Below are 19,065 nucleotides of genomic sequence, written 5' to 3' on the forward strand. Positions count from 1 at the left end.
ATGGCACGAGTACACTTAGAGGACGTGACGAAGCGCTACGGGGACGTAACGGCCGTCGAGGGCATGAACCTCGACATCGAGGACGGCGAGTTCGTCACGCTCGTCGGTCCCTCCGGGTGTGGGAAGTCCACCACCATGGAGATGGTCGCCGGGCTGACGACGCCCACCGGGGGGACGGTCACCATCGGCGACCGCGACGTGACGACGCTCCCGCCGAAGGACCGGGGCATCTCGATGGTGTTCCAGAACATCGCGCTGTTCCCGCACATGGACGTGTACGACAACATCTCCTTCGGGTTGCGGCTGCGCAACTACGAGAAGGAGGAGATCGACCGCCGCGTCGAGAACGCGGCGAGCGTCGTCCAGATGGAGGGGATGCTCGACCGCATGCCCGACGAGATGTCCGGCGGGCAGCGCCAGCGCGTCGCCATCGCGCGCGCCATCGTCCGCGAGCCCGACGTGTTCCTCATGGACGAGCCGCTGGCGAACCTGGACGCGAAGCTGCGCGTTCACATGCGCACGGAGCTCCAGCGGCTCCACAAGGAACTGGACACGACGATCATCTACGTCACCCACGACCAGGCGGAGGCGATGACGATGTCCGACCGCATCGCGGTCCTCAACGAGGGCGAGCTCCAGCAGTTCGACCCGCCGCTCGTGTGCTACAACGAGCCCGCGAACGAGTTCGTCGCCGGCTTCATCGGGTCGCCGTCGATGAACTTCACCGAGGGCGAGTTCACGAACGCCGGGTTCACCTCGGAGTACTACGACGTGAGCTTCGACGTCGGCGCGCTCGGCGAGAGCCCCGGAAGCCCCGTGACGCTCGGGGTCCGGCCGGAGGACGTCCACCCCGTCGAGGTCGGCGACGACGCGGCCGACCCGACGGAGCCGATCAGCGCGACCGTCGACGTGCTGGAGCCGATGGGCGACGAGATCTTCGTCTACCTCATGCTCGCCGACGACCACGAGGGCGGAATGGGCGGCGCGGCGACCGGCGACGACAGCCTGCTCATGAGCGTCTCGCCCGACAGCGACATCTCGGAGGGCGACGACGTCGACGTGGTTCTCGACCGCGAGAAGATCCACCTGTTCGACGACGGGACGAGCGAGGCTATCACCCACGGCGTCTCTGGGGCTGCCACGGCCGCCGCCGACGCCGACCCGCAGGGGGAGGAGGCCGAGTAGGGATGGTCGACACCCTGTACCTCGCGGCGGTGACGCTGCTGTTCGTCCCGTGGGTGTACGGGCTGTACGCGCTCGCTCGAGACGGGAAGAACCGCCTTCTCCCGCTCGTGCGCCGGTACCTTCGCGGGCGTCGCCGCCTCACGGAGGAGGCCGAAGCGGAGGCCGAGCGCGAGGAACAGGAACGACAACTATACTGACCCCCCTCTCTTCCGTCCGAACATGATGTGTTACTCGATCGCGAGTAGTATCCCCGGGGTGCGACGATGACGCTCGTCGACGGCTTCGACCCGTCCGGGATCCGCGTCGGCATCGTCGGGCTCGGCGGCATCGGGCACCATCACGCCGAGCGCCTGGAGTCGCTCGGGGCGGATCTCGTCGGCGGCATGGACGTCGACGCCGGCGCCCGCGAGCGCTTCGTCCGCGAGTTCGACGCACACGCGTTCGAGGACGCCGGAGAGCTGTTCGACATGGTCGACGCCGTCCTGATCACGACGCCGAACCGGTTCCACGAGGAGTACGCCGTCTCCGCGCTGGAGTGGGGGCTCGACGTGCTCCTCGAGAAGCCGCTGGCGCACACGCTGGAGTCGGCCGAGCGGATCGCCGCGGCCGCCCGCGATGCTGACGGGATCTGCATGGTCGGGTTCAACAATCGCTTCGCGGCGCCCGTCGAGGTACTGAAACACTACCAGGCCGAGGGGCGCTTCGGCGACGTGAACCACGTCGAGGCGAACTACGTGCGGCGCCGGGGCGTCCCCGGTCGCGGCTCGTGGTTCACGAGCAAGGAGGTCTCCGGCGGCGGGAGCCTCATCGACATCGGCGTCCACGCGATCGACCTGGCGCTGTACTTCCTCGATTTCCCGGAGGTCGTCGAAGTCTCCGGGATCGCGCGCTCGGAGTTCGGCGGCCGCGACGACTACACCTACATCGACATGTGGGGCGACGACTCCGGCCCGGAGGACTTCGACGTGGACGACTCCGTCTCGGCGTTCATCCGCACCGCCGACGGCGCGACCGTCTCGCTGGAGGCCGCGTGGGCGACGAACCGACCGGAGAACAACGACTTCTTCGTCCGCGGGACGGAGGCGGGCGCACACTTCGACCGCAGCAGCGGCGACCTCACGCTCTTCGAGAACGGGATCGGCGGCGGCCACCACCTCACCGACACGGACGTCGACACCCGCGAGGTCGACACCCACCGCGCCGAGCAGGCGGCGTTCCTCGAGGCGGTCGAGGCCGGCGAGGAGCCCACCCGGAACACCGTCGATCAGGCGCTGACGGTGCAGCGCGTCATCGACGGCATCTACCGCTCGACCGACGAAGGTCGGGCGGTCCGGCTCGACGAGTAGGCCGCCGCGTCGCCGGCGACCGTTCGGTCTCCGACGGCCGTCCGGTTTTTGGTCTCCCCTCGGCAACCCGGAGGCGATGGTTACCACAGCGATGAGCACGCCGGAGATCCTGTTCAGACTCGTCGCGGGTATCGGCCTGATCCTCGCGAACGGCTTCTTCGTCGCGATCGAGTTCGCGCTGACGCGTGCGCGCCAGTTCACCGAGGAGGAGTTCGTCGGCGACACGCCGGCGCTGGAACGCGCCTGGGAGATGACCCAGAACCTCGAGATCTACCTGACGACCTGTCAGGTCGGAATCACCGCATCGAGCATCGCCGTCGGGATCGTCGCCGAGCCGGCGCTGGCGGCGTTGTTCGCGCCATTGTTCGAGAACACCGCACTCGCGGGGGTTGGAACCGGGGCGCTGATCGCGTTCCTGATCATCAACCTCCTGCACCTCACCCACGGCGAGCAGACGCCGACGTACCTCGGCGTGGAGCGTTCGCGGATGGTCTCCCGGTACGGCGCGACGCCGCTGTACTACTTCCACATGCTGATCTCGCCGATCATCACGTTCGGTGACTGGGTCGCGAAGGGGACGCTGAAGCTGTTCGGGATCGAGATGACCGGCGCGTGGCTGGAGACCGAGGAGGACGTCATCGAATCGCGCGCGGACCTCCACAGGGAGCTGTCCTCGACGCTCGAGGCGGGCGATCTCCCCGAGGAACGGCGCGAGGAGATCGTCAACGCCCTCCGGGTGGGCGACCGGACGGTCTCGGAGATCATGGTCCCGCCCGAGGACATCGTGTCGCTGTCGACGGGGAACACCGCCGCGGGGAACCTCGCGACGATGCGCGATCACCCCCACACGCGGTTCCCCCTTCTGGGTGACGACGGCGAGGAGTTCCTCGGCATCGTATACGTCCCGGCGTTCATCCGGGAGGTCGACGTGCTCGACGACCCCGACCTCGACCTCGGCGAGATGGCGGCGCCGCCGATGACCCTGTCGCCGGACGCGACCGTCTCCGACGCGATCGACCGGTTCCAGGTCGAGGGACAGGAGCTCGCGCTCGTCGTCTCCGACGGGGAGATCCGCGGGCTGCTCACGGCGACGGACGCCTTCGAGGAGGTCATGGGCGAACTCGAGGACCCCATGGACCGACGCGCCGCCGAGAGCGACGCCGCCGCATGAACTGAACTCCCTCGATTCCGCACCTCCCGACGACGGCCCGCCTTCGGCGGCGTCGATCGCACGGACGGTCCCGATCCCGACCCCCATCCGACATATAGATTTATTCGGATCGTTGTACAAACCGCGAGCATGGACATCGGCGTACTGACCGTACCACTCGGTGGCGAGTCGCGCGCGGACGCGTTCGAGTATCTCGCCGGGATCGGCGTCGAGACCGTCGAGCTCGGCGTCGGCGGCTACCCCGGACAGGATCACACCGACCGCGAGGCGCTGTTGGCCGACGGGGGCGCGCGCGATGCGCTCCGTGCGGATCTGGACGAGCACGGCCTCCGCGTGAGCGCGTTCGCGACGCACAACAACCCGTTACACCCGGACGAGGATACCGCGGCCGAGGCCGACCGGGAGCTCCGAGAGGCGGTCGAACTCGCCGACGAGTTCGGCGTCGACACCGTCACCTGCTTCTCGGGGCTGCCCGCCGGCGGTCCGAACGACGAGGTTCCCAACTGGGTCACGGCGCCGTGGCCGACCGACCACGCGGAGGCCGAAGCGTATCAGTGGGAGGTCGCCGAGGAGTACTGGTCGGACCTCGCCGCCCACGCCGACCACCACGGTGTCGATCTGGCGATCGAAATGCACCCCAACATGCTCGTGTACGAGCCCCACGGCATGCTGAAGCTGCGGGAGCTGACGAACGAGCGCGTCGGCGCCAACTTCGACCCCTCGCACCTCTACTGGCAGGGGATCGACGTGACCGAGGCGATCCGCCTGCTCGGCGAGCACGACGCGATCCACCACGTCCACGCGAAGGACACGCGGGTGTACGAGTCGCAGTCGCGCGAGAAGGGCGTGCTCGACACGACCGACTACGCCGACACCGAGAACCGGTCGTGGCTGTTCCGCTCGGTCGGCTACGGCCACGGCGAGGAACACTGGAAGGACGTGGTCAGCACGCTCCGGATGGTCGGCTACGACGGCGCGCTCTCGATCGAACACGAGGACGCGCTCACCTCCTCCCGGGAGGGCATGGAGAAGGCCGTCGACCTCCTGCAGCGCGCGCGCTTCGAGACCACCCCCGACGACGCCTACTGGGCGGAATAATCACACGGACCTCGCGAGACACAGACATGACCGACGAACCCATCGACATCGGCGTCCTGGGGTATCGCTTCATGGGAAAGGCGCACGCGAACGCGCTCGACCGCCTACCCATGTTCTTCGAGGACGCGCCCGAGACGAACCGCCACACGGTGATCGGCCGCGACGAGGAGGCGTTGGCCGAGGCCGCCGAGACCCTCGGCTTCGAGCACACCGCGACCGACTGGCGCGACGTGATCGACGAGGTGGACGCCTTCTACAACCTCGGGCCGAACCACCTCCACGTCGAGCCGTCGATCGCCGCGCTGGAGGCGGGCACGCCCGTTCTCTGTGAGAAGCCGCTGGCGCCGACGCTTTCGGGCGCCGAGGAGATGCGCGACGCCGCCGCCGACGCGGACATGCCCGCCGCCTGCGCGTTCAACTACCGGTTCGTCCCCGCGATCCGCTACGCGAAGCGGCTGATCGACGCCGGCGAGATCGGAGAGATCCGGCAGGTCCGCGGCCGGTACCTCCAGGACTGGCTGTCGGACCCCGAGGCGCCGTGGAGCTGGCGCAACGACGAGGAGATGGCCGGCTCGGGCGCGCTCGGCGACCTCGGCGCGCACACGGTCGACCTCGCGCGCTTCCTCGTCGGCGACCGCGTCGGCGAGGCCGCGAGCGTCTCCGGCCACCTGAAGACGTTCACCGAGGAGCGCCCGGTCGAGGGCGCCGACGGCGAGACGCGACCCGTCACGGTCGACGACGCTTACTCCGCGCAGGTGGAGTACGATTCGGGCGCGATGGGGACGTTCGAGGCCTCCCGGGTGACGGAGGGCCACAAGAACGACCACACGATCGCCGTCCACGGGAGCGAGGGGAGCCTCGAATTCTCGCTGGAGCGGCTGAACGAGCTGGAGGTGATGACCGGCGACGCGCGCGGGTACGAGACCGTGCTCGTCACCGACGAGGACGACCCGTACATCGACCACTGGTGGCCCCCGGGCCACGTCATCGGCTGGGAACACACGTTCGTCCACGAGAACTACGAGTTCCTGAAGAGCGTGGCGCGAGGCGAGGACTTCTCCCCGAGCTTCGAGGACGCCTACGAGGTCCAGCGCGTGCTCGACGCCGTCGAGCGCTCCGACGCCGAGGGCGTTCGCGTCGCTCTCGATTGATCTCGCGAGCGACATCATCGCGGCCGGTCCTCGCCGACCGTGCGAACGTTTTTGCCCGAATCCGCGAAAGCGTGGGCCATGACGACAGCCGACGCGGCCGCGACGACGGTCCGGGTCGCGTTCGACGTCCCCGAGGGGCGTGCGGCCCTGGAGGCGGCCCGGCGGGCCGCCGACGCCGCAAGGGACCCAGAGGGACCGCCGATCGAGACGCTGGCGGTCGGGTCGCCCGGGACGGTTCACCTCCCGCTCGTCGCCGTGACACGCGGCGACCGGACCGTCGTCCACCGGTCGGTCGACCCGAACGAGGCCGCGAGCCTGGTGAGCCTGCTCGCCGACGGCGACGACGACCTCCCCGTCGACGGTGCGTCCGCCGTCGTCGACCACGAGCCTGGCCCCGAGGACTTCCCCGTCGGCGACGGCGCCCTGTCGGCCGGAACGCGACGCACGCTCCACGGCGCCGGATGGATCGACCCGACCGCGTTCCAGTCGCCGGCGATCCTCGGTGCCGACGCGCTGACGGCGATCTCGGACCTCGGCGTTCGCGGTCGGGGCTGGGGCGACGCCCGACAGGACGAACCGCTGGCGGCGGGCTGGCGCGAGGCCCGCGACGCCGACGGCGACCCGGTCGTCGTGATCAACGGCCTCGACGCGGACCCCAAGGCCGACGGCGACGGACTTCTCCTCGGGAGCCTCGCCGGTCGAGTGATGGCGGGCGCGGTCGTCGCCGCCAGCGCGACCGACGCCGAGGACATCGTTGCCGTCGTCCCCCAGGACGACCCGGTCGTCGCCGACCGCGTGCGCGCCGTCGCCGACCGCGTCGGCGACGAGACGGATCTGACGGTGGAACTCGTGAGCGCCGGCGCCGACTACATGACCGCCGAGCACACCGCCGTGCTGGAGTCGCTGGAGGGGAACGACCGGATCGAGGCGCGGCGGCGGCCGCCCGGGCCCGAGACCTGGGGACTGTTCGAGCGCCCGACCCTGGTGCATACGCCGCGGACGCTCGCGGCCGTCGAGCGGGCGGTCGCCGACCCCGACGCCCTCGACGCCGACGCCGCCGATCCCGGAACCAGGCTCGTGACCGTCGTCGGCCCCGAGCGGCGCACGGTCGAGCTGTCCACCGATTCGAGCCTCTCGCGCGCGCTCGTCGCGGGTGAGTTCGGCGGAGAGGCGACCGGACGGACCGGGGGAACCGACGGGTCCGGCGCGTTCGCCTGCGTCGGCGGGCAGTTCGGGGGGCTGACCCGCGACCTCGACACTCCGGCGTCGGCGCCCGCGCTGCGCGGGGCCGGGTTGGGGACCAACGGCTCGATCGAGCCGTTCGCGGCGGGCGCCGACGGCGGCTGTCCGGTCGTCGTCGCGGGACGCCGGATGCGGGTCGCCCGCGAGGACAACTGCGGGCGGTGTGTCCCGTGTCGCACGGGCAGCGTCCGCGCCCACGAACTGCTGCGGGAGGTGTACGCCGGCGAGTTCGCGGAGTCGCGGTTGCGGGAACTGGCGCGGACGATGGAACACACCTCGCTGTGCGGCTTCGGGACCGACGCGGCCCGGCCGCTCGCGACCGCGCTCGACGAGTTCGCGGCCGACCTGCGCGCGCACGCCGACGGTCGCTGTCCCGCGGGGGTGTGTGACCCGTGAGCGCCGACGAGCAGGACGGGGACGATCCGCTCCCCCGGGTCCCGGACGCGACGCGGGTGTCGGATCCGCGAACGTCGACGCCGGTGACCGAGACGTTCGCGCCCGGGACGGCGTCGGATCCGCCGGTCGGGACCGCCGAGAACGACGACGCCGGATGCGGCTGCGGGTCGTGTGGATGTGGCGACGACGCCGGCCCAGTCGACAGCAGCGCGTCTGTCGCCGACGACGCCGAGTCCGTGACCGTCGTCGTCGACGGCGCCGAGGTGTCGGTGGCCGCGGGCGCGACCCTGCTCGACGCGATGGAGCGCGTCGACCACGAGGGAACCGTCCCGGCGCTGTGCGCGTACGACCGCGACGGCGGCGACTGCTCGGACGACATCGGGCCGCGCTCGACGTGCCGGACCTGCACCGTCGAGGCCGACGGGGAGCTGGTGGCGGCGTGCTCGCACCCGGCCGAGGGGGGGACCGAGGTCCGCACCGACGACCCTGACGCGCGCGAGAGCCGCGAGGTGAACCTCGATCTCGTCCTCTCGGATCACAACCTCCGGTGTACCACCTGCAACCAGAACGGCCGCTGTGAGCTACAGGACGCCGCGATCGAGACGGGCGTCGAGGAGCCACGGTTCGGCGTGTTCGACGAGCGCGCGGAGTACGAGCCGCTGGACGACACCTCGCCGTTCATCCAGATCGACCGCAACAAGTGCATCACCTGCGCGCGCTGCGTCGACGCCTGCAACGACGTGCAGGTGTCGGGCGTCCTCCGGATCGAGGGGACCGGCGAGGACACCGAGATCGGCTTCCAGTCGGACGCAGGGACGATGGCCGACTCGGCGTGCGTCTCCTGCGGCCACTGCGCGACGGTGTGCCCGACGGGCTCGCTGACCGAGCGGGGGTTGGCCGGGCTGGCGACGCTGCCGATCCCCGGGTTCACCCACGCCAACAGCGTCGGGACGTCGCTGACGGCGGAGGCCGAGAAGGCAGCCCGGGCGACGAGCGAGACGGGCGGCCGGCGCGGAGCCGGCGGCGGACCCGGGGACGCGAACGGTGCGACCGAGGATGCCGCCGGCAGCGGCGACGCGGGCGCGACCGCAACCGCCGGACGCGATGACCCTCGCGGCCCCTCGCCGACCCGCGAGCGCGCCGAGTCGGACGGCCTCGCCTCGGCGCTGCGGTGGGCGAAGCGAACGGCGAGCGACGCCGGCCGGTCGGCGATGCTCGCGGGCGAACACGCCGCCGAGTCGCTGGCTGCGCGGACGATGAAGGAAGGCTGGCTGTTCGACGCCGCGAGCCGGGTCGCCGACCACCGCCTGAAGGAGGTGGAGTTCACCGAGACGACCTGCGGCTTCTGTGCGGTCGGCTGTCGCTTCCAGCTGGTCTCGAAGGGAGACGAGGTGCTCGGGGCGGTGCCGACCGACGACCCCGACGACGCCCCGGTGAACGACTTCTCGACGTGCGTGAAGGGGAAGTTCGGCTACGAGTTCGCGAACTCGGACGAGCGGCTGACGACGCCGCTGGTGCGCGGCGAGGACGGCGAGCTTCGGGAGGCGTCGTGGGAGGAGGCGCTGTCCCGGGTCGCCGAGGGGTTCGAGTCGATCCGCGAGCGCTCGGGGCCGGACGCGCTGGCGACGTTCGCCTCCTCGAAGTGCACGAACGAGGAGAACTTCCTGATGCAGAAGTTCGCGCGGGGCGTCCTCGGGACGAAGAACATCGACAACTGCGCGCGCCTGTGCCACTCCTCGACGGTCGCGGCGCTGAAGCAGACGCTCGGCTACGGCGCGATGTCCAACCGCATCAACGAGGACATCGGAGAGGCCGACGCCTACCTCATCACCGGGTCGAACACGACCGAGAGCCACCCCGTGCTCGCGACGCGGATCAAGCGCAACGTCGACGCCGGCGCGGACCTGGTCGTCTTCGACCCCCGGAGGGTCGAGATCGCCGAGCACGCGAGCCAGTACGTGCGCACCGAGCCGGGCTACGACGTGGCGTGGATCAACGGCCTGATCCGATACATCGTCGCCAACGACCTCCACGACGCCGAGTTCGTCGAGGATCGGACGCGAAACTTCGAGGCCCTCCGCGAGAAGGTGGAGCCGTTCACGCCCGAGGAGGTGGAGCGGCTCGCGGGCGTCGCCCCCGAGGACCTGAAGCGGGCGGCCGAGAGCGTCGCCGCCGCCGACTCGGTCGTCTTCGGGTGGGCGATGGGGATGACCCAGCACAGCCACGGCACCCAGAACGTCCTCGCGCTGGCGGACCTCGCGCTCGTCACCGGCAACCTCGGCAAGCCGGGCGCCGGCGTCTCGCCGTTCCGCGGCCACAACAACGTCCAGGGCGGCGGCGGCGACATGGGAACCCTCCCGAATCTCCTGCCCGGCTACCGCGACCCCGGCGACCCGGACGTACTCGACGAGTTCGAGGACGCGTGGGGCGTCCGGCCGCCAGCCGAGGAGGGGTTGACGGTGCCGGAAGTGTTCGACGAGGCGCTCGCGGGCAACGTGGAGGGGCTGTACGTGATGGGCGAGAACCCCGCGCTGTCGGAGCCCGATCTCGCCCACGCGGAGGAAGCGTTGCAGGCGCTGGACTTCCTCGTCGTGCAGGACGTCTTCCCCACCGAGACGGCCGCGTACGCCGACGTGGTGCTCCCGGCGGCGACGTTCTCCGAGAAGGAGGGCACGTTCACGAACACCGAGCGGCGCGTCCAGTTGGTCGGGAAGGCGACGAAGCCCCCGGGCGACGCGCGCCAGGACTGGACGATCATCCAAGCGCTGGCGAACCGGATCGACCACGCGGGCGACGCGTGGGCGTACGACGGTCCGGCCGAGGTGATGGACGAGATCAGCGAGGTGGCGCCGATCTACGGCGGGGTCACCCACGACCGCCTCAGCGACGAAGGGGGGCTCCAGTGGCCCTGCGAGGACGAGTCGGACCCGGGGACGCCGTACCTGTACGAGGAGGAGTTCAACTTTTCCGACGGAAAGGCGCGGTTCGTGCCGGCCGACACGGGCGAGCCGGGGGATCTCCCGAGCGAGGAGTTCCCGCTCACGATGACGACGGGGCGCGTGCTGTACCACTGGCACACGGGGACGCTGACGCGGAAGGTGGAGGGGCTGCTCGATCACGTCGGCGAAGCGTTCGTCGAGGTGAACCCCCAGACGGCCGAGCGACTCGGCATCGCCGACGGGGAGCGCGTCCGCGTCGAGTCCCCCCGCGGCGCCATCGAGGTGCGCGCCGAGATCGGCGACCGCCCCGGCGACGGCGTCGTGTTCGTCCCGATGCACTTCGCCGACGGCGCCGTGAACCGGCTCACCGGCGACCACGTCGATCCGACGAGCGGCATCCCCGAGTACAAGGTGTCGAGCGTCCGGATCCGACGCCTCGGCGACGAGCGGGAGCCCGAGTCGTCGCGCCCGCCGGCCGACACCGATTCGGACGGCGTCGCGGGCGACGACTGACGCCGCCGAAAGGGCTATTCGCGAGCCTCGCCAGGCCGGACCGTGAACCCTCTCCAGGGCGGCGCACCCGAGCCGAACGTGCTCGCGCTGACCGTCTGGGCCGTCGGTCACTTCCTCGCGTGCCTCGTCGCCGCGGCGGTCGCCGACGGCGCCGCCGGCCGACGGCTTCGGCCGGCCCGCGCCATCGCGGGGGCCGTGGCGCTCGCGATAGCGATCCCGATTGCGGCGGCGGGCGCGCTCCGGCTCGACCTCCTCGATCCGGTCAGCGCGCTCGCCGGCCGTGGCGGATTCGGCCCGCCCCTCGCCATGGCGAGCGCGCTCGGGGTCGCCGCGGTCGTCGTCGCCTCCGCGGCCGCCGACGCGGATCTGACCGATCCGGGCTACCCGAGCGTCGCCGCGGCGGTGCGGGCGCAGCTGTCCGGCGACGACTTCACCGGTATCGTCGTCGCGACGGTGGCGTTGCTGTCGGGCGAGTTCGCGACGCTGACAGTCGTGAACTGGCTGTGAGCGCGGGGGGCAGCCGGCGATCGGCGGGGTGTGACGCGCCGATCAGCGATCGATCACGCCCTCGTCGGTGATGACCTCGCCGACGAGGTGCATGGGCGTCGCGTCGTAGGCGGGGTTCTCCAGGGTGATGCCGTCGGCGGGTTCGAGCATCACCTCGGTTGGCGGGCGGAACTCGTTCTCGAATCGGAACCCGCCGTCGATGACCTTGGTCCCCGAGCCGACGACGGTGACCGGGACGCCGACCTCCGCGGCGGCGGCCGCGATCGGGAACGTCCCGATCCGGTTGTAGAGGGTGTCCTCGACGATGCAGTCCATACCGACGACGACGCGGTCGGGCTCGACCTCGCGCAGGAGGTGACCCGCGGCGGCGTCGACCGAGAGGTGGGCGTCGACGCGGTCCATCGCCGCGAGCGTCCGCGCTGTCTTGCGGCCGAGGAACCGCGGCCGCGCCTCGGTGACGTACGCCGTCAGGTGCGTGCCGCCGGCGACAGCCGACTCGATCGCCTCCAACACCGTCGAGGAGTAATCGTGCGTGAGGAACGTCTCGCCGTCCTCGAAGGTGTCCGCGGCGTTGGCCGCGGCCTCGCGCTTCCCGGTCTCGATCCGGTCGACCTCCCGGTCGACCGCCGCTTCGAGGAGGTCTTTTCCGCCCTCGACGGTCTCGGCGTTGCCGAGCACGTCGTCGGCGACCGCGCGCATCGTCCGGTGGAGGCTCGCGTGCGAGGGGTTGGCGCGCCGCAGCGCCCCCGCGTTGTGGTCCAGGTCGCGCTCGAACTCGTCGAGCGTGGCGTACTCGCGGTCGAGCAGCTCCCGCAGCGCGCGGGCGGCCTTCACCGCGACGACCGACGAGGAGTGCGTCTGCATCTCCCGGATCTCGGCGACCGTCTCGTCTATCATGCGTCCGTGGTCGTCGCTTCGGCGGTTAGGTGTTCCGGGACTCGACGTCGCGCCCGCCGCCCAGACCGGGCCGATCGCGCGGCCCAGACGGCAACACTCATACCGGCGTCGGCACTACCCACCCTCCGTCGGATGAACCGCCGCACCCGCGAGTACCTGAGGGGACGCTTCGGCGACTACTACCGGAGCGCGTCCGTCTCCCCGCCGCCGCAGGCCAACGAGCGCGAGTGGGGACACATCCCATTCACCGCGGGCGACGGCACCACGATGGTTCGCCACCAGTCGCTGCTTGACATCGGCGAGGTGGGCGAGTTCCTCGCGCGCGAGACGCCGCGCCACGCCTACTTCTCGGCCGCCCGGTACGACGACCCGGCGAACAAGCGGATGAGCGACAAGGGGTGGCGCTCGGCCGACCTCGTGTTCGACCTCGACGCCGACCACCTCCCCGGCGTCGACCCCGAAGAGACGAGCTACGGGGAGATGCTCGCCGCCTGCAAGGAGGAACTGCTCGCGCTGTTGGACGTCCTCGGGGACGACTTCGGCTTCGCGGACGACGACATGCAGGTAGTCTTCTCCGGCGGCCGCGGCTATCACGTCCACGTCCGCGACGACGCCGTCGCCGACCTCGACTCGACGGCGCGACGTGAGGTCGTCGATTACGTCCGCGCGGTCGACCTCAACTACGACGGGCTCATCGAGCGTCGACCCAACGAGCGCGGGACGACCCTCCAGAAGCAGCTCCGCCGCGAGGGCGGGTGGGGGCGGCGCGTCCACGAGGAACTCGTCGCCTACGCCGAGGGCCTGCGTGCGATGGATGAGGCCGACGCGCTCGCGGAGCTCCAGGAACTCGACGGCGTCGGCGAGAAGACCGCCCGAACCATCTACGGGGTGCTCGAACGCAACCCGGAAGGGGTGAAATCGGGCAACGTCGAGTTGGGGCCCGGCGCCTCGACGCTCGTTCGGGCGATCGCCGAGCGCGTCACCGCCGAGCAGACCGCCCCCATCGACGAGCCAGTGACGACCGACATCCGCCGGCTCATCCGGCTCCCCGGCTCCATCCACGGCGGCAGCGGCCTGCTCGTGTGCCCGCTGGAGCGCGACGCCGTCGACGAGTTCGACCCGCTGACCGACGCCGTCCCCGATCGCTTCCGCGGCCGGGACATCCTCGTGGACGTGCACGACCCGGGCCCGGTCGACGTGGGCGACGATAGAGATAAGGTGGAGGAGGGAATCGTCTCTGTCCCGGAGTACCTCGGCGTGTTCCTCATGGCGAGAGGACGCGCGGAGAAGTCGCGCGAGTAGCGGGTTCGAGGAAGTAACACACGATGGACCTAGACGAACTACGCTCGGTACAATCCAAGGAGCGCACCAAGGACAGCCTCCAGCACCTGCGCGACTCCTTCTACGAGGACGTCGCCGCCTATCTCGCCGAGCGCAAGCGCCAGCGCGACGAGCGCGCCGCGGGCGTCGACAACCCCTTCTCCGACGAGCGGGTCCGAAAGCTCTCAGACGAGATCGAGACGGCCGAGGAGGTCGTGGAGTCGCTGTACGAGCGTCGCGTCGGCAAGGTGGTGAAACTCTCGTCGTTCGCCGCCGCCGGCGCGCCCACCGACACGGACGGCATGACGGTCCAGGAGGCGGAGCTGTTCGAGGACCTGGTCGTCCGCATCGAGCAGAACAAGGGACGCGTCCTCGACGTGCTTGAGAACGGCGCCGACGTGGACATCGACGCCGAGGCGGCCGCCTCCGAGGTCGCGGGGGCGGAAGCACCCGACGCGGAGCCGACGGCGTCCGCGACCGTCGAGGACGCCCCCGCAGGCGAGGCTCCCGGCGACGCCGCCGGCGATGCGGGCGGCGTCCTCGCGGACGCGATGGGTGCCGACGACGGAGCGGTCACGGACGAGACCGCCGAGCAGTCCGTCGAGGGGACCGAGAGTGACCACCCGCCTGACGCCTCGGCGTCGACGGACGCCGAATCGCCCGCCGAGGCCGACACACCGACAGAGGACGGGCCGGCGTCGGACGCCCCGGCACGCGACCCCGACGACCCTCCCGAGGAGTTCGTCCCGGGATCGGAACCGGACCGTGCGGGCGGGACGGACGACGGGTCCGTCGAGGCAGGCGGGTCGGGCGACGGCACCGACCGCCGAACGGTCCGGATCACCCGCGACGTGGGGGAGATCCTCGGCGTCGACGAGCGCGAGTACGAGCTCGCGAGCGACGACGTGGTGACGCTGCCGGCGGCCAACGCCGACCCGCTCGTCGAGCGGGACGCCGCCGAGCCGATCGAGTGAACACGGCGGGAGTATCGCCGCCGGCACCGACACGCCTTTTCGGGCCGCCCGCACATCGCCACACATGCTCGACACCGGCACCGATGCGCCCGCGTTCTCGCTTCCCGATCACGTCGGCCGCGAGGTCTCGCTCTCGGAGTTCGAGGGGCGACGCCTCGTCCTCTACTTCTACCCCCGGGCCGACACGCCCGGCTGCACGACCGAGGCGTGCGGCTTCCGCGACGCGTACGACGAGTTCCAGGAGCGCGACGCGGCGATCCTCGGCGTGAGCGACGACCCGGCCGACGACCTCACCGACTTCGCGCGGAAGCACGACCTCCCGTTCCCGCTGCTGTCCGACGAGGACGGCTCCGTCGCCGACGCGTACGACTCCTACGGCGAGAAGAACGTCTTCGGCAACGTCGTCGAGGGCGTGTTCCGCAACACGTACCTCATCGGCCCCGACGGGACGATCGAACGGACCTACGAGGGGGTCTCCCCGGAGGACCACGCCGAGGAACTGCTCGCGGACATCGACGAGCTGCGCGAGGCCGAGTCGTAAGCCAGGCGGAGAGCCCCACACCCGGTCGGTCGCGGCCGATCACCACGGATGCTCGCGTAGCTCCCGACGGATCGCCTCGCGTTTCACGAGCGCGAACCCGACGACGACCACGACGAAGCCGGCGACGGTCAGCGGCGTCACCGGCTCCGAGAGGACGACCGCGCCGGCGACGGTCGCGACGACGGGGACGACGTAGCTCACGAGGTTGATCTCGAACGGCCCCAGCAGGTCAAGCAGGCCGAAGTAGATGGCGTAGCCGACCGCCGAGGCGAACACGCCGAGGAACGCCAGCGAGAACACCACCGCCGGCGACAGCGCCGTCGGAAGCGGCTGTGGTTCGCCGGCGGCAACGCTCATGCCGTGGAGCAACACGGCGCCGAGCGCCATTCCCCAGGCGGTCCGGGGAAGCGCCTCGGAGTCGGGCTCCAGCCAGCGGGTGGCGACGCTCCCGAAGGAGACGGCGACGGCGGCGACGAACACCAGCGCGACGCCGATCGTCGTGTCGCCGGCCAGATCGGTGGGGGACGGCTGGGCGACGAGTCCGACCCCGACCACGCCGAGCAGCACCCCGACGTAGCCCCGGAGGTCGAGACTTCCCTCCCCGAGCAGCCACACGGTGAAGAACGTCGTCAGTATCGGGTTGAGGCTGTAGACGATTGACGCGATCCCGCCGGTCGTGTACTGCTGGCCGTACGCGAGGAAGGTGATGTTGGCGACGACGAACAGCAGGGCCGCGACGGCGACCGCGCCGAGGTCCGCCCGCGAGCGCGGGACGGGCTCGTCGGCGCGCCAGAACACGTACGCGAGCGCGACGATCGCGCCCACGTCGAAGCGGTAGCGCCGAGCAACAGCGGACGCAGCTCCGTCAGTCCGACCTCTATCGCCGGGAAGCTCCCGCCCCAACAGATCCCGAGCGCGAGAAACAGGGCCGCGTTCCGGGAGGTTCTCACGGAAGACTCACGGATGAGCCAGCGGTCGGGACCGACTTCGGCGTTTCCGTTCCGGACGGGACGACCGGATCGCGACGGGCGGTCACGCCGGACCAGTCACGGCGCGGCCGCCTCAGTAGCCCCGGGTGATGAGGTAGTCCGCCAGGTCCGCGAGCAGGTCGCGTGCCGGCCCCTCGGGGAGCACCGTCAGGCGCTCCTTCGAGCGCGCGGTGAGGTCCTCGGCCATCTCGCGGGCGTAGTCGATGGAGCCGACCTCCTCGAGCGTCGAGACGGCCGCGTCGATCTCCGCCTCGCTCACCTCGGCCGGCGTCTCCGCGCTCACGAGCGCGTCCACGTCGACGCCCTGCTGGCGCGCGTGGAGCGTGATGAGCGTCTCCTTGTCCTCGACGAGGTCCGAGCCGCGCTGTTTGCCCAGCTTCTCGGAGGGGACCGTGAGATCGAGCACGTCGTCCTGGATCTGGAACGCGCGCCCGGAGTCGACGCCGTACTGGTACAGGGCCTCCACCGTCTCCTCGTCGGCGCCCATGAGGACCGCGGGGATGGCCGCCGACGCGCCGTACAGCACGGCTGTCTTCAGCTCGACCATCTCCAGGTACTCCTCGGGGGTCACGTCGTCGCGGGTCTCGAACTCCACGTCGAGCGACTGCCCCTCGCAGATCCGGGTACACGCGGACGCGAGCCGATTGACCGCCTCGACCGTGTTCGCCGGGGTGGCGCCGGTGTCCGAGAGCAGCTCGAACGCCTTCGCGTACAGCGTGTCGCCGGCGAGGATCGCCGTCTCGATGTCGTACGCGCGGTGGACCGCCGGCTCGCCGCGCCGGAGGTCGTCCTCGTCCATGATGTCGTCGTGGATGAGGGTGAACGACTGGATCACCTCGACGCTGACAGCCGTGCGCATGAGGTCGAACGGCTCGCCGTCCAGCGCCGGGAACGACCGGTAGTCGGTCGTCGCGTCGGCGTCGACGCCGGCAAGCGCCTCGCCGACGAGGAGCGCCGCCGTCGGTCGGAGGCGCTTGCCGCCCGCCTCGAGGATGTACCGGCTGGCCTCGTACAGCCGCTCCGGCTCGGCCATCGGGAGGTCCTCGTCGATGGCGGCGTTGACGCGGTCGCGGCGCTGTTTCACCGCCGCGAGCACCCGTTCGGCCGTCGCGTCCTGCGTCATCGTTACTCGGTCAGCTGGATCATGTTCCCGTTCTGCGTGACGTGGAGGTCACGACCCAGCTTGTACCCCTTCTTGCCCGCGAGGTCGACGTACGGCGAGAAGCCCTTCATGTCCTGGTGGGCCGGGATGACGTGCTGGGGCTCCAGCGCGTCGAGCATCTGGTAGTGCCCCTCCTCGCGGAGGTGGCCCGACACGTGGATGTCGTCGTAGATGCGCGCGCCCTGCATCTTCAGGAGGCGCTCGGACTGGTAGCGCTGCCCCTCGTTCGTCGGCTCCGGGATGACCCGTGCCGAGAAGACGACCTTGTCGCCGTCGTCCAGTTCGTACGGGGTCTCGCCGCGGCCCATGCGGGTGAGCATCGCGCGCGGCTCGCCCTGGTGACCCGTGACGATGGGGAGGTACTTCTCCTTGCCCTCCTGCATGATCCGCTTGAACGTCCGGTCGACGGACTTCCGGTGGCCGTACATCCCGAGGTCGTCCGGGAAGTCGACGAAGTCCAGGCGCTCCGCCGTGCCGGAGTACTTCTCCATCGAGCGCCCCAGGAGCACCGGCTCGCGCCCGATCTCCTGTGCGAACTCGACGAGCGAGGAGACGCGCGAGACGTGCGAGGAGAACGTCGTGGCGACGATGCCGCCGTCGTAGTCCTCGATGCTCATCAGCGTGTCCTTGAGGTGGTTGCGCGCGTGCGACTCCGAGGGGGTGCGTCCCTTTCGGCCAGCGTTCGTGCAGTCCTCGATGTAACAGAGGACGCCGTTGCCCTCGCGGCCGATCTCGCGGAAGCGCTCCATGTCGATGGGGTCCTCGAGGACCGGCGAGTGGTCCATGCGCTTGTCGAGCCCGTAGACGACCGCGCCCTCGGGGGTGTGGAGGACCGGGTTGACCGCGTCGATGATGGAGTGCGTGACGTGGACGAACTCCATCTCGACGTTTCCGGAGTCGCCGATGGACATCGTCTCGCCGGCCTCCATCTTGACGAGGTCGTTGTCGACGTTGAACTTGTTCTCGCCTTTCACCTGCTGTTTGACCAGCTCGATGGTGAACGGCGCCGCGACGACGGGCGCGTCGTAGCGGTGCGCCAGCTTCGAGATGGCGCCGATGTGGTCGAGGTGGCCGTGCGTCGGCACGATGGCCTGCACGTCGCCCTCCATGTCGCTCATGATCCGGTCGTCCGGGATGGCCCCCATGTCGATGAGGTCCAGGCTGTGCATCTTCTCTGTCTCGACGTTGTCGTGGATCAGGACCTGACTCAGGTTGAGGCCCATGTCGAACACGACGATGTCGTCCCCTGCGCGAACTGCCGTCATCTGGCGGCCGACTTCCTCGTAGCCGCCGATTGTTGCGATTTCGACTTCCATTGTGTTTCGTAGTCTGCGTTGCGAGCGTGAATCCCGCGCGTCGCGCGCGGCCGATGCTCGTACGGAAAGCCCCGGTACGGGTCGCTGTGGACCCCGGCGTCTTACAGCGCGTCGGTCCGCAATCCCGCAATACGGGGTCGATCCCCGTACTTACCCGCGGGCGATGGTAGTTGTACCGTATCGGTCATCTGTTAAAACTGCTCGGGTTCGAGCGCCACGACGACGGGGGCGTTCGTCGCCCGTCGGTTCCCATAGAAGAGCGTTCAACGGGTGCGTGGGCGTCTCGCCGCGTCCGCCGTCCGGTACGCTTAAACCCGA

At 70.4% G+C, this 19,065-nt stretch carries 16 protein-coding genes; 12 read left to right on the forward strand and 4 right to left on the reverse strand.

The genetic code is table 11. From position 1 onward, the window contains the following. The 9 genes from K6T50_RS01890 (at window position 1) to K6T50_RS01930 (ending at window position 11,548) form a co-directional block, all read left to right on the forward strand. Window positions 1-1,185: an ABC transporter ATP-binding protein gene (locus K6T50_RS01890; protein ID WP_222607754.1), complete on the forward strand. Its 1,185-nt coding sequence runs from the start codon at window positions 1-3 to the stop codon at window positions 1,183-1,185. Between the two features lie 2 nt (window positions 1,186-1,187). Beyond that, window positions 1,188-1,382 carry a DUF8005 family protein gene (locus tag K6T50_RS01895; RefSeq protein WP_222607755.1) on the forward strand — a complete coding sequence of 65 codons (195 nt, stop codon included), beginning with the start codon at window positions 1,188-1,190 and terminating at the stop codon, window positions 1,380-1,382. A 66-nt stretch (window positions 1,383-1,448) separates the two neighbouring features. After that, window positions 1,449-2,531, forward strand: a complete 1,083-nt coding sequence (locus K6T50_RS01900) for a Gfo/Idh/MocA family protein (protein ID WP_222607756.1) — start codon at window positions 1,449-1,451, stop codon at window positions 2,529-2,531. Window positions 2,532-2,622: 91 nt separating this feature from the next. Continuing rightward, a complete protein-coding gene (locus tag K6T50_RS01905; protein WP_222608792.1) occupies window positions 2,623-3,702 on the forward strand; it encodes a CNNM domain-containing protein in 1,080 nt (359 codons plus the stop codon). 129 nt (window positions 3,703-3,831) lie between these two features. Then, window positions 3,832-4,800 (forward strand): sugar phosphate isomerase/epimerase family protein, encoded by a 969-nt coding sequence (locus tag K6T50_RS01910; protein WP_222607757.1) that lies wholly within the window; start codon window positions 3,832-3,834, stop codon window positions 4,798-4,800. Between the two features lie 26 nt (window positions 4,801-4,826). Further along, window positions 4,827-5,951: a Gfo/Idh/MocA family protein gene (locus K6T50_RS01915; RefSeq protein WP_222607758.1), complete on the forward strand. Its 1,125-nt coding sequence runs from the start codon at window positions 4,827-4,829 to the stop codon at window positions 5,949-5,951. Between the two features lie 78 nt (window positions 5,952-6,029). Next, a complete protein-coding gene (locus K6T50_RS01920) occupies window positions 6,030-7,589 on the forward strand; it encodes an NADH-ubiquinone oxidoreductase-F iron-sulfur binding region domain-containing protein (RefSeq protein WP_222607759.1) in 1,560 nt (519 codons plus the stop codon). Beyond that, window positions 7,586-11,041: a formate dehydrogenase subunit alpha gene (fdhF, locus tag K6T50_RS01925; RefSeq protein ID WP_225935351.1), complete on the forward strand. Its 3,456-nt coding sequence runs from the start codon at window positions 7,586-7,588 to the stop codon at window positions 11,039-11,041. The genes K6T50_RS01920 and fdhF overlap by 4 nt, the downstream gene beginning before the upstream one ends. Before the next feature lie 42 nt (window positions 11,042-11,083). Then, window positions 11,084-11,548 carry a hypothetical protein gene (locus tag K6T50_RS01930; protein WP_222607760.1) on the forward strand — a complete coding sequence of 155 codons (465 nt, stop codon included), beginning with the start codon at window positions 11,084-11,086 and terminating at the stop codon, window positions 11,546-11,548. Window positions 11,549-11,590: 42 nt separating this feature from the next. Here the strand turns inward: K6T50_RS01930 and K6T50_RS01935 are convergent, their stop codons facing one another. Next, window positions 11,591-12,445 (reverse strand): eIF2B alpha/beta/delta subunit family protein, encoded by an 855-nt coding sequence (locus K6T50_RS01935; RefSeq protein WP_222607761.1) that lies wholly within the window; start codon window positions 12,443-12,445, stop codon window positions 11,591-11,593. A gap of 132 nt (window positions 12,446-12,577) precedes the next feature. Between K6T50_RS01935 and priS the strand changes: the two genes are divergently transcribed. The 3 genes from priS (at window position 12,578) to bcp (ending at window position 15,280) form a co-directional block, all read left to right on the forward strand. Beyond that, window positions 12,578-13,747 carry a DNA primase small subunit PriS gene (priS, locus tag K6T50_RS01940; RefSeq protein WP_222607762.1) on the forward strand — a complete coding sequence of 390 codons (1,170 nt, stop codon included), beginning with the start codon at window positions 12,578-12,580 and terminating at the stop codon, window positions 13,745-13,747. Window positions 13,748-13,770: 23 nt separating this feature from the next. After that, window positions 13,771-14,739 (forward strand): DNA replication complex subunit Gins51, encoded by a 969-nt coding sequence (locus K6T50_RS01945; RefSeq protein WP_222607763.1) that lies wholly within the window; start codon window positions 13,771-13,773, stop codon window positions 14,737-14,739. 64 nt (window positions 14,740-14,803) lie between these two features. Continuing rightward, window positions 14,804-15,280: a thioredoxin-dependent thiol peroxidase gene (gene bcp, locus K6T50_RS01950; RefSeq protein ID WP_222607764.1), complete on the forward strand. Its 477-nt coding sequence runs from the start codon at window positions 14,804-14,806 to the stop codon at window positions 15,278-15,280. Between the two features lie 39 nt (window positions 15,281-15,319). On the opposite strand, the gene K6T50_RS01955 is transcribed toward bcp, so the two are convergent. The 3 genes from K6T50_RS01955 to K6T50_RS01965 all read right to left on the reverse strand — a co-directional run bounded on the left by K6T50_RS01955 (window position 15,320) and on the right by K6T50_RS01965 (window position 18,747). Then, complete coding sequence (locus K6T50_RS01955) at window positions 15,320-16,105, reverse strand: DMT family transporter (protein WP_225935352.1); 786 nt, start codon at window positions 16,103-16,105, stop codon at window positions 15,320-15,322. Window positions 16,106-16,342: 237 nt separating this feature from the next. Continuing rightward, entirely contained in the window at window positions 16,343-17,392 is a 1,050-nt protein-coding gene (gene idsA3 / locus K6T50_RS01960) for a geranylfarnesyl diphosphate synthase (protein ID WP_222607765.1), read from the reverse strand. A 2-nt stretch (window positions 17,393-17,394) separates the two neighbouring features. After that, complete coding sequence (locus tag K6T50_RS01965) at window positions 17,395-18,747, reverse strand: ribonuclease J (protein WP_222607766.1); 1,353 nt, start codon at window positions 18,745-18,747, stop codon at window positions 17,395-17,397. Window positions 18,748-19,065 lie beyond the last annotated feature (318 nt).

It is taken from the genome of Halobaculum magnesiiphilum, from assembly GCF_019823105.1.
GTDB classification, from domain to species: domain Archaea; phylum Halobacteriota; class Halobacteria; order Halobacteriales; family Haloferacaceae; genus Halobaculum; species Halobaculum magnesiiphilum.

Bases quoted from the DNA above. Each gene is read 5' to 3' on its own strand.
- bcp (WP_222607764.1), top strand. From the start codon at position 14,804: ATGCTCGACACCGGCACCGATGCGCCCGCGTTCTCGCTTCCCGATCAC.
- K6T50_RS01965 (WP_222607766.1), bottom strand. From the start codon at position 18,747: ATGGAAGTCGAAATCGCAACAATCGGCGGCTACGAGGAAGTCGGCCGC.
- idsA3 (WP_222607765.1), bottom strand. From the start codon at position 17,392: ATGACGCAGGACGCGACGGCCGAACGGGTGCTCGCGGCGGTGAAACAG.
- K6T50_RS01905 (WP_222608792.1), top strand. From the start codon at position 2,623: ATGAGCACGCCGGAGATCCTGTTCAGACTCGTCGCGGGTATCGGCCTG.
- K6T50_RS01945 (WP_222607763.1), top strand. From the start codon at position 13,771: ATGGACCTAGACGAACTACGCTCGGTACAATCCAAGGAGCGCACCAAG.
- K6T50_RS01910 (WP_222607757.1), top strand. From the start codon at position 3,832: ATGGACATCGGCGTACTGACCGTACCACTCGGTGGCGAGTCGCGCGCG.
- K6T50_RS01890 (WP_222607754.1), top strand. From the start codon at position 1: ATGGCACGAGTACACTTAGAGGACGTGACGAAGCGCTACGGGGACGTA.
- K6T50_RS01920 (WP_222607759.1), top strand. From the start codon at position 6,030: ATGACGACAGCCGACGCGGCCGCGACGACGGTCCGGGTCGCGTTCGAC.
- K6T50_RS01900 (WP_222607756.1), top strand. From the start codon at position 1,449: ATGACGCTCGTCGACGGCTTCGACCCGTCCGGGATCCGCGTCGGCATC.
- priS (WP_222607762.1), top strand. From the start codon at position 12,578: ATGAACCGCCGCACCCGCGAGTACCTGAGGGGACGCTTCGGCGACTAC.
- K6T50_RS01915 (WP_222607758.1), top strand. From the start codon at position 4,827: ATGACCGACGAACCCATCGACATCGGCGTCCTGGGGTATCGCTTCATG.
- K6T50_RS01895 (WP_222607755.1), top strand. From the start codon at position 1,188: ATGGTCGACACCCTGTACCTCGCGGCGGTGACGCTGCTGTTCGTCCCG.
- K6T50_RS01935 (WP_222607761.1), bottom strand. From the start codon at position 12,445: ATGATAGACGAGACGGTCGCCGAGATCCGGGAGATGCAGACGCACTCC.